This window comes from Eubacterium sp. BIOML-A2 (assembly GCF_009680135.1).
GTDB lineage: Bacteria > Bacillota > Clostridia > Lachnospirales > Lachnospiraceae > Faecalicatena > Faecalicatena contortus_B.
The window spans coordinates 20,176-30,496 of the sequence record NZ_WKZK01000065.1 but is presented as its reverse complement, the minus strand read 5'-3'; the positions used below and the strand labels follow the sequence as shown (position 1 = coordinate 30,496).

Below are 10,321 nucleotides of genomic sequence, written 5' to 3'. Positions count from 1 at the left end.
AGGTGCTGGGGCTGTATATGCCGTTGCGAAATGCTGGAATGCGCTTAGTGATTCTTGAACAGCCGATGCCGGATAGGCGGGGAAAAACTTGATCACCAAATCAAGTTTTTGCTGAACCCAGCGCGGGAAATCATCAGATTTCCCGTGATGTGTTCAGCGTACCCGCCTATCCGGCATCGGCTGTTCTAGAATCACTTAGCAGCATGGGTGCATATTGCAACGGCATATACAGCCCCAGCACCTCCCCGGCCTCCCTGTCATAAAGCGTCCCCATCCGTCGACAAGTCTAAAGCTTGCCGACTAAATCCCGATTTAAATGTAGGGTACAGCGCGAAAAGTAACTGATTTTCCATTTTCTCATTTACAATCTGCCTGCAAGCCTTTATAATTAGGACGAGTTTTTATATAATAGCATGTAAATGAATGGAGGAAAATATTTTGTTTAATAAATATCTATATGTCTTCTTAATCTCAATGGTACCGCTCATCGAACTGCGCGGGGCTATTCCTTATTCCCAGCTGTTCGGGCTTCCCCTGCTGCCGTCCTATATCATTGCGGTTATCGGCAATATGCTTCCGGTCCCTATTATTTTCCTGTTTGCAAGAAAAGTTCTGGAATGGGGATCTGATAAGCCAGTGATCGGAAAGTTTTTTTCTTTCTGCCTTGAAAAAGGTCACAAGGGTGGTCAGAAGCTGAAAGAAAAGGCTGGAAAAGGACTGCCTATTGCCCTTCTCCTATTTGTTGGGATTCCACTCCCCGGCACCGGAGCCTGGACGGGAACACTCGCAGCAAGCTTACTGGATATGGATTTCAAATCAAGCGTAATCGCGGTGATGCTGGGAGTGCTTTTGGCCGGAATTATAATGGGGGCGGCAAGCGCTGGACTATTTGGGGCCATTGGGGCACTGTTTGGGTAAAGTAACGAAAGTAATAAACTTGTAGGTGAAGGGAGCTATGTCGAACCAGATATAAATCTCCATAAAAACCTCACAGTCATTTCCAAGAAACGTTTTCGCGTTTTGAGATGACCGTGAGGTTTTTTTAGTGCTTACACATGGCTCTTTATAAAACTTTCTATACATTGCCTCTATATTTTATAAACGGGAAGAACGTAAATAGAATTCTTTGAACAGTGCCAGATAGTCCGCAAGGTTTTCTATTTTAGGGTCATGATATTCAAATGTTGTTCCGTTGCATTTCTCATATTTTATGCAGCCTATTTCATAGTCTTTCCGAAATTTGCAGTTATCGCCTTTGCAATGTTTACATGTTCCGTAATCACCTGTAAACGCCATCTGTATATGCTCAGGGGCTGCGCTTATATATGCAGCATGTTTTGTGACATCATTTAAAAACAATCTAAGTACAATGGAGTCTTCTTTGATGTAAATACGAGCCACGACATTTTTGGATTTTACTCCTGCTTTTCTAAAAATAAGCATATATTTTCCCCAACAGTAACCGCTGCCAATCTCACCTCCATAGGTATATCCCATCTTTTCGAGCTCTTTCGTGAATTCTATGATAAATATTTTATCCCGCTCCTGAATGAAATTAAACTGTTTTTCTGATATGTGCTTTTCAATCATGCTGTTTATCCTCCGAATTGTCTTCTATTCTTCTTATCCTAATGGTTTCAGTATAAACTGCAGCATAGTGTCATAGTCAAGTGGAAAATACATTATTTTAAATAAAGAACAAAGTGGGCAAGTCCGCCTCAACTCCCCCCTCACTCATGAGGGGCTTGCACACTTTGCCGCCTTGCGGCTATATACTTATCGCGGCGTGTGCATCCTCCCGGAGGTTTTTTATGATATAGGAAATTCCAGAGGAATTTCCTATATCATAAAAAAATAACAGTATAGATACAATTATCAATGTATCCACACTGCCACTCATTCTAAAACTTTTGGAACAGGGGATGAGAGAATCGAACTCCCACCAAAGGTTTTGGAGACCCCTATCATACCATTTGACCAATCCCCTTTATAATACGACATCTTTCTCAGTCACTAGATCATTATACCCAGCCCACCCCTATTTGTCAAGAAAAATCTCCATATTTTCCCCATATTTTTCAGCTAATTTTATCAAAGGACATGATATTAGATTTCGGAAAACATCTTCTGTGCCAGATATGGCAATAGATGTTTTCGCCGACAGGCTAATTGAAATTCATCCTCCACCTAAAGAGGAAGGGGAACTCTTGCCTATAACATGTTAAAACGCTTTATTCTCCGGCTCCCACCGGCATGCATACTCCCAGTTCAGTTCCTCCGGCGGATTCATAATCTGCCTATATGCCTCAAACATCATCTCACATAATATCTGCGGCGGCACACATCCGCAGAAACCGCCAAAGGCAGGAATCACTATACTTTCGATCTGATTGTCAAGCGCTGTCATTAGACATGTTCTCATACACTGGTACACCACCATAGAATCCTTAATAGCAGAAGGTATTCTCATAGTCGGCGTGTGGATCAGCTTTATGCCTCTTACTCCTGTATCAATGATGAAGCTGGTACCCACAGGCTGTTCCCCCCGATAATGCTCCAGGATATGCCTCTGCACTTTCTCCTGAAGTTCCCACCCAAACCATTCAGAGATTGCCAGATCGTATCCCCCATCCATAAGACCGTAGGAATTAGCCGGAGAAACAACACATTCTACGGGCGTTGTCTCCATAAAATGCCTAAAATCATCACATACTACAGTTACCTCTCCCTCCTCCCGGAAATACAGCTTCCAGATGGAGACTAAAGTCTGATTTCTGTCCAACAGGTAAATTTTCATCTTCCGCCCCATCTGAGCCATATAAACTCCCGGCCTCATACATTCGTTCCTCTGTTAATATCCTTCAAAATTTGGTCGATGCACCTCTGTTCATACTCCCGGTCTTCCAAAATGTGCCAGGACAAGACCAGCGCCCCAAACTCCGAGGAATAAACGAGCCCATCTTTTTTGATAAAACAGACGAAATCCCCGGAAACCGAGCATTCATTCTCTTTTTTTGGCCTCGTGCAGATATGATAATCGTCTAATGGCAGCCTGTCCGGAGCTGTTGGCTCATTGTCAAAATCATAGAACTTATTCTCAAAAATATTATCCTTCTTCAGGGCTTCGAATAACTCGCTTGGGGAGATTATATAAATATGCTTATACTCCTCATATTTACCTCTGAGTTCCCCGACGCATTCGTCATTCCATTTTCCAGAAAAAATATAAATATACTCATATGAATTTTCCTGAATATAATAATCTATTTCAATGTCATGCTGATTCTTTACCTGACATGTTATTGGCTTTCTGCCATTAGCAACAAACCGGAATTCAAAATTCTGCTGACTCACCTTGCAGGATGAAGGCAATAGCTTGTACCCCTCTGAACCATGCTTATTACTTATATATAATGCCACAAGATCCTCGAGTTCCATGTAATTTAAGCTTCTGACAAAGTTATTGACGCCGATTTTCAGCCTGGGAATCTCAAATCTCCTGTTTTCGTCCGCCTCAAAATTTTCATACATCGAAATGACCAAGAGCCTCTGGCGGTATGGTGCGATTCTTTGAATAGTAGAGTGAAGCCTCTGAGAGAATCTGCCTGCGATCTCAGAAGGAAGTTCACCGTCATTCGCAAACTCGATCCACTTATCAACCGTTCCGCCCCATGAGAAACGTCCATAGACCGGATCATTTTCTTTATAAATATACATTGCCCCTTCAGATGAAACTCTGCCCACATAATAATGACTATTCTTAAGGCGCGTGATAACATAGTCTCCCTTTCTAATTGCCTTGTATCCATTAACAGCATCTTCTGACACTGACCCTCCCTGCTTTTTGTACTTTTCAATATAGATGGCTGCATTTTCGTCGGAAATCGGTGTGCCATATTCAAAACAAGGCATATCCCAGCCCATACCGAAGATTTTCGCCTCAATACATGTTTGCTGAAGCGTGCTCACCAACTCATAGTTCGCTCTGTCGTCGGTAGCAAATGGCATGAGATAGACCATCCAACAATTTACATCTGCAATATTCAAAAAGGGGATTTTATTCATTATTTGTTTTCTCCATTTTACTTTTGTATTTTTCACACATTACTTTTAACGCCTTCGTAAATTACATTTTTATACTCAGCGGTTTATTAAGTCTGAACAGTCACATTTTCATAATTACATGGCGTCGCCACACAAATTTATAAAGATTTTATTTCTAAAACACCTATTGGCTTATTGTTGACTTTAAGTTGTATAATTAACTTGTAACCATTATAGTTGGTGAAAACATCCTGGAGGATGCCGTGTTTCCGTGTAGATTCCCGCTATAATTTTTCCCTGGTTACTTTTATTTTGTTGCTGAAAAAAATAACACTGTACCTGTTGTGTACGATTCTATGTCAGTAAATCCAGCCGATTCAAAAAATAATCGAAGTTCCTTTTGGCTATATACCCTCACATCGCCTGTTCTGGAAAATGGAAATACTACCGTGTTAGCAATCCAACGCACCACCGGAGAAAAAAATGGTTCAGCAATCATGACTTTCCCGTTCTTCTTCAATACCCGCATACATTCATTGGCAAAGGTCTGGGGTGTTTCAAAGTGATGGAATGCACAAGACACCGTTATGACATCCATACTCTCATTTTCAAAGCTGAGAGGTGCACAGGAACCTGCCGCAAATGTACAGGCCGGGTATCTTCCTCTGGCAGAGGCAATCATATTTTCAGAAATATCTACACCAAAAGCATTGACTCCCGCCTTTTTAGAAAGTTCTCCAAGCAGACGCCCATTCCCGCAGGCAACGTCCAAAATATTGTCTCCCTCCTTGAGCACAGCTTTTTTAATTATCTCTTCTTTATGGGGGCTTGTGTATCTGCCCTCTGGAGCAGAATCATATTTCCACGCCATCTTATTATATACTTTTTGAGACTGTTCCGTCTTTTTCCCCACATCTATTCCTCCGAATTTCTATTTTCTGGTGAGTCTGGTTTTGTACAAACACGATTACTTCCTTCTTGGCCCTGTACAGCGTCTGGTCTGATGCGATGATAAAATATGAGAGTTCATCACCAGCCCGTGAGAAGAACGCTCTCTTTTACGGTATAATATCCCCATCAGAACAAGCTCTACTTCTCCTGACTCCATCGCTTCGAAGCATTGCAGCGCATCCATGCGAGATAGCAGTGCATAGCTGTCTACGGAGTATGGTTCATCCGGCCACAGATAATACCCGCTTCTATCTTTTGACTTGAGCAGATTGGTTATGATTGCCGTATCTCAGTTCTCTAGTTTTTAAAAATCGAGTTCCAGGGTTCGTCTGTCCCGGTTGTAATTTCAAATGATTAGCCGGTCAGGTTCTGCACTCTGCGCAGGATTTCATGAGCAATGCCCTGCCATTGGCTCTTTTGTTTATTGTAGAAGCTGATGGGATATTTGTCAAATCATCCCGCCACATGAATTGAGATCGAGTCAGAGGCGGACTCATAGATAAATCCGTCAATCGAACTGTCCTTCTGCCGCCTGTTTATAATCCGGTACAAAAACGGCTTCAAACAGTACCGTTATCCAGAGAAGTAGTCAGTTCGTCCTATTCCAGAGTTCTGGGCGTAATCTTCAAGCCAAATAAGTCACTCAAACGTTTACATACGAGTCGGTCATAGCCTCCAATCTCTCCCTCCGTTGTTATAAAAGCTTCCTCCGAATAAATCCTTCCGTAAACCAGACCATCCGGGTACTGCTGCTTTAATGATATACCTATACTATGTCGATATTATACCTCTACAAGTAAAAAAAGGCGAAGGCCGTGAAAGACTTGTATAGCTTTCATTGCCCTCGCAAAAATGCTCTGTTTAATAGTCTGAATTATTATTTATAAAACAACCCTGCCCTCTCCTTCTGCCTGGAAGGCGGCCTCCCTTTCTACTCCAACACCTCTCTGGAGATCATCGCCTTATCCATTGCCGTCATATCTGCCTCCGGGATCTCATAGATATCCCCTTCTGTCTTATTGACATGCACCGTAATCTTCTGAACCTCACCATACTGAATTCCTGCATCCACAGCTCTTTTCAGTATGTCGTAGTAAAGTTCATAAACACTGTTCTGCATATCCTGGTCGGAAGGCATTTCCTTCCCGTTCATTACTTCGTTTGCGACTTTTGTTGCGTAGTCCTTGGCCTGTTTCTGAAACTCGTCATATGTATCATCAAAAAGTGTAACCGGCTCGATTGACACGACAACAGTAAAGTTTCCTTCTTTATCTTCAACGGCTTCCCCTACTGTATACTTTACATTCTTTGTCAGGTTTTCAAACAGTGCCCTGAACTTTTCTTCCAGCTCATCCGGAAAGTCCAGAGATTCAAAACCTTCCATAGTGATATCCATCCGCTTTTCGAAAATCTTTTCAGCCGCCTCTTTAGACGATCCCGTTAATTCCATATACTTGTCCGTCTCGTTCTTATATGAGACATCCAATAGGGCCTGCGTATAACCGGCTGCGTCAAACTTTTTCCCGCAGCCTCCCAACAGTAGCAGTGTCATTGCCGTCAGCAAAATAGCTGATATTTTTCTTTTTTTACTCATAAAATTTCCTCCTCATGAATGCTTGTCAGGTATTATAGCATGGCCTGTCCGGCAAAAAAAGTAAAATATTGGCGGCATTTCCAATAAATTTATTTACTGCTATTGTGCAGTCATCCGCAGGAGAAATCCTTCGATAAACTTTTTCGAGCTGATTCTTCCCGGCTCCACAGACTGATCTTTTAGATTTCTCATTTTGATCCGAACCTGCCCAAAGTCAAACAGTAAATTGGCATAATCTGCAAATATGGGATCATAGTAGTCCTCCGCCCCCATCTGCGCAATATTATCCAGAGCCTTCTGCATAATTCTTCGGATCCTCTGCTCAAGCGCCTTTTTATTCAACTGGAGCTGTTCCTCCCCGTACATCTCTCCTGCAACTTTTTCATATACTTCTTTTATCTGATAACTCTTTTCCTTTTTCTGAAACTCCATCACAGTGAACACAATCGTTTTCAGCTCATCAATTCCCTTCATTCCCCAGATCCCGATATCAGTGCATATTTTTTGGAACCGGTCACCAAGCATGCCCTTGCTGACGGGCGGCGCCTCCTGAATCCCCATGAGCGCCCCCTGTATAGTCTCCATAGATTTTTGCAGGCTTACCAGCTTCGCAACATTAGAAATCACACTGATAACTTCTATGGCATTCAGCGGCTTGCTGATATAAAACATAATCCCTCTCTCATATGCCTTTTCCATCATGGCTTCATCGTCCACCTGGGAAATCATGATAACCTTTCCCGTAAATCCCCCCTGCAAAAGCTCTTCAAGTACATGAATGCCGTCTTTTCCAGGCAGAAGCAGATCCAGAAGCACAATATCCGGCTATTTGCCACATGGCAGAGACCGATTCCCGTGGACATCGCCCCAGTCTCTTTATCGTATTTCGTAGAAAATCCGGCTCCCCAGATGTACTGCTGCGTGTCCTCGTCCATTCCGCATCCGTCATCGGTAACAGAAAGAAGCAACGTCTCGTCCTCTGTTTGGGCAGACAGGCTGATCTGTCCCGATACAGCCTCTCAGCAAGCACGCCGTCCCCGACATCACAAGGGACAGCGGAAACACCGGAAGTTCCGGCAATATCCCATATAATACCGTTCTTAGACGATTATTTTTAAAGACTTCTCCGAATTTTCCCATTTTCTTTCCCTGCGCTGCTTTTCAGCCTGCATTTGCTCCATATGTTATTCCCGCCTACCTCTCAGTATAAAATTTGAAAATCCCCTTAGCAAGCGGGAATCAGACCGTCATTGTGCATTATTTTAAAAAGCTATCCCCGCGTGTCCCGCGGTTTGTTTTTATTCGCTTTGTGCATTACGCACATAAAATTTTCATTCCCTCTCTGCGTATATTTATGGCAGCATTTACATCACGGTCCATTCTGTTTCCACATTCACAGATATAGACTCTGTCTGACAAGCTTCTTAGCTTATGCTGGAAATCCTTTCTCTGATTCCGGATCTTCTCATGCACTTTTCCAACTTTCCGCTTTTGTTTCCCATAGTTCCTGCTTCCTTTTTGGCAATGGGAAAGTCAATCCCCACTACCTTTTCCAAATGCCCCTGTTGCTCCACTACTTGGTTTTCATACTGAAACAGCAGGCTTGCATAATAGCTGCCGGATGCTTCACAGCTTACGGTAACTGATTTCAGAATATAGCCATCTGGAATGTCCCTATGTATCCGGATACGGATGGGTGTGAGTTTGGGAAGTTTCAAGTGTCTCCCGGATAATTTAATGTTCCCATTTACCACATTTGTTGTATAAGCCTTTGTCCCCCGATGCTTGGATTTGAACTTCGGGAACCCACTTTCTTTTCTTCGGAAGAAATTCTTATATGCTCTTTCCAAATGTAACTGTGTATTAGCAAGTGCCAGTGCATCCACTTCCTTCAAGAATGGAAACTGCCTCTTATAGGATGCGGGTGTATTATGGAGCATGGCTTTCTGCTCTTCGTAATAGGCAATCTTGTCTGCAAGCATATGATCATAGACAAAGCGGCATCATCCGATGGTTTTAGCAATCATTGTTCTCTGTTCTTCATTTGGATAAATGCGAAACTTGTATGCAGCGTTCACTCTTCTCACCCTGACTTTCAATATACAACGAACATCACATGGATATGATCTATGTCATGGTTCCATTCTTCCAATGTAATCATTGACCGCGGCTAGTATTTTTCTGGAATCCGAACACTGGCTGCACTATGAAACTTATATTTTTCTACCATATGCTTCCTCATACAAACCAAGTTGTAACGGTAACAATCCGCGATGCTATCTGCAAAGGAACTCGCATTCCCTTTACTTAACTGCTGAAACGCTGTAATGACTTGCTTATTGAGACGTGAAAGCGTATGTCTCTTGGACGGATAATATGCAAAATGATGTCCCCATTCAAGAAGATGATTGGTTTCAGATAATATAACGTATAAAGGTTTTAAAGTGGTGTGTTTCATTATTGCTTCTAAAATAACTGCTAAATAAATAGAATTTGAGGAACTAAATCTGTCTGCTAACTCATCCAGTTCTGCTCTGGTAAACTGCGGAGCCGCAGCTAAAGCAGCCGGTCGTATAATTATTACCATTAACTGCAGGGCATGAAGGTAACGTAATGCCTTTTCTACATATCCGGAATTAAGAGCCAGCTGATAAAGCTTCGTGTCATCCGGTTCTATAACCATAGTGCCTTTCCCATTTAATGTTTTTACAAAACCTCTTTGCTCGAGTTCTGACAGTGCCTTTCTGACTGTCGATAAAGAGACACTGTACTGGCTGGCCAGCTGTTTTTCATATGGAAGATACATTCCAACAGAATATTCTCCAAGGCCAATTTTTCGATTCAACTCATCAACAATTTTTGAGTAATAATAATCCTGACCACGCATGGGATTCCACGAAAACGGCATACCCGTTTGTGGAGGACATTTCGGCGTCGTGTCCGACAAGTAATTTAGTGTACTCTCAATGTAATCCGTTAGCATTTGGTACATATTTGATAACTGGTTGTACTTTGTGAGTGGATCATCGCCTTTTAATACATCTATTATCACACTGGTTACAGATACAGACCCCTGTGGAAAGTGCTTTGAAAAATAGGGACAATCTTCTGTAAAAAATGTAAGCTTATTGTAAAGGCCAAATGTGGAATAGAGTTCGCTGAATAAAGGATTGCCGCCTATTCTTAGTATATCATATCCCAATTTAGATGGAGGGCGCCATCCACCAGCAGAACTTCCCAAACGCAATACTCTTATAGCCTGTTTATAGTGAGGCATTATCTCTACATCGCACCCCTGCAAAGCAAAAACCAGCAGTGAAGGCAGTATGAGAGAAAAAGTCTGATACACCTGTAAAATACTTTCCTTATGTCTTAAAATTTCGAAAACCGTATTTGACTGATTAGGAGTATCTTTTTTTGAAACAACGATTGGTGCAAGACGAGGCTGAATTTCTACCAGCCCTTCCTCCCGCAATGCGTCAAAGACACGGTTAATAGTATATCTGCTTACATGAAACTGGTCGCAAAACATCCTTGAAGACGGTAAGGCACTTCCATGAAGTATCTGGCCCTCCAAAATACACTGCTTAATTTCGTTATATACAAATGTAAATTTTGTTTCTTGTGGTTTCATAATTTGTCTCCTGTCTGTCTGAATTATATCATGAAGAACCGTTCTTGTCAGTATCAAATCGCCCCAACCTATATGTACACCTTACCAATATGGGTGTT

General features: G+C 42.2%; 11 protein-coding genes and 1 tRNA gene. 1 reads left to right on the top strand and 11 read right to left on the bottom strand.

Annotation, left to right across the window (positions count from 1 at the left end; genetic code table 11):
• Positions 1-438: 438 nt before the first annotated feature.
• Positions 439-918 carry a small multi-drug export protein gene (locus tag GKG43_RS19225; protein WP_025656622.1) on the top strand — a complete coding sequence of 160 codons (480 nt, stop codon included), beginning with the start codon at positions 439-441 and terminating at the stop codon, positions 916-918.
• 177 nt (positions 919-1,095) lie between these two features.
• Here GKG43_RS19225 and GKG43_RS19220 read toward each other — a convergent pair whose 3' ends face one another.
• The 11 genes from GKG43_RS19220 to GKG43_RS19170 form a co-directional block, all read right to left on the bottom strand.
• Complete coding sequence (locus GKG43_RS19220; protein ID WP_055155013.1) at positions 1,096-1,590, bottom strand: hypothetical protein; 495 nt, start codon at positions 1,588-1,590, stop codon at positions 1,096-1,098.
• Between the two features lie 326 nt (positions 1,591-1,916).
• Positions 1,917-1,987: transfer RNA gene (locus GKG43_RS19215), tRNA-Trp, on the bottom strand.
• A 234-nt stretch (positions 1,988-2,221) separates the two neighbouring features.
• Positions 2,222-2,797: a macro domain-containing protein gene (locus GKG43_RS19210; protein ID WP_173020126.1), complete on the bottom strand. Its 576-nt coding sequence runs from the start codon at positions 2,795-2,797 to the stop codon at positions 2,222-2,224.
• A gap of 35 nt (positions 2,798-2,832) precedes the next feature.
• Positions 2,833-4,065, bottom strand: a complete 1,233-nt coding sequence (locus GKG43_RS19205) for a hypothetical protein (RefSeq protein ID WP_055155011.1) — start codon at positions 4,063-4,065, stop codon at positions 2,833-2,835.
• Positions 4,066-4,351: 286 nt separating this feature from the next.
• Positions 4,352-4,957, bottom strand: a complete 606-nt coding sequence (locus GKG43_RS19200; protein ID WP_050638942.1) for a methyltransferase domain-containing protein — start codon at positions 4,955-4,957, stop codon at positions 4,352-4,354.
• 969 nt (positions 4,958-5,926) lie between these two features.
• Positions 5,927-6,589: a hypothetical protein gene (locus GKG43_RS19195; RefSeq protein WP_050638943.1), complete on the bottom strand. Its 663-nt coding sequence runs from the start codon at positions 6,587-6,589 to the stop codon at positions 5,927-5,929.
• A 99-nt stretch (positions 6,590-6,688) separates the two neighbouring features.
• Complete coding sequence (locus GKG43_RS19190; protein WP_050638944.1) at positions 6,689-7,405, bottom strand: response regulator; 717 nt, start codon at positions 7,403-7,405, stop codon at positions 6,689-6,691.
• Positions 7,315-7,590, bottom strand: a complete 276-nt coding sequence (locus GKG43_RS19185; protein WP_082202704.1) for an ATP-binding protein — start codon at positions 7,588-7,590, stop codon at positions 7,315-7,317. Before GKG43_RS19185 ends, GKG43_RS19190 begins: the two co-directional genes overlap by 91 nt.
• Before the next feature lie 313 nt (positions 7,591-7,903).
• Positions 7,904-8,062 (bottom strand): zinc ribbon domain-containing protein, encoded by a 159-nt coding sequence (locus GKG43_RS23775; RefSeq protein ID WP_334291955.1) that lies wholly within the window; start codon positions 8,060-8,062, stop codon positions 7,904-7,906.
• Between the two features lie 530 nt (positions 8,063-8,592).
• Entirely contained in the window at positions 8,593-8,667 is a 75-nt protein-coding gene (locus GKG43_RS23770) for a helix-turn-helix domain-containing protein (RefSeq protein ID WP_347562129.1), read from the bottom strand.
• 92 nt (positions 8,668-8,759) lie between these two features.
• Positions 8,760-10,223: a GntR family transcriptional regulator gene (locus GKG43_RS19170; RefSeq protein ID WP_055155009.1), complete on the bottom strand. Its 1,464-nt coding sequence runs from the start codon at positions 10,221-10,223 to the stop codon at positions 8,760-8,762.
• Positions 10,224-10,321 lie beyond the last annotated feature (98 nt).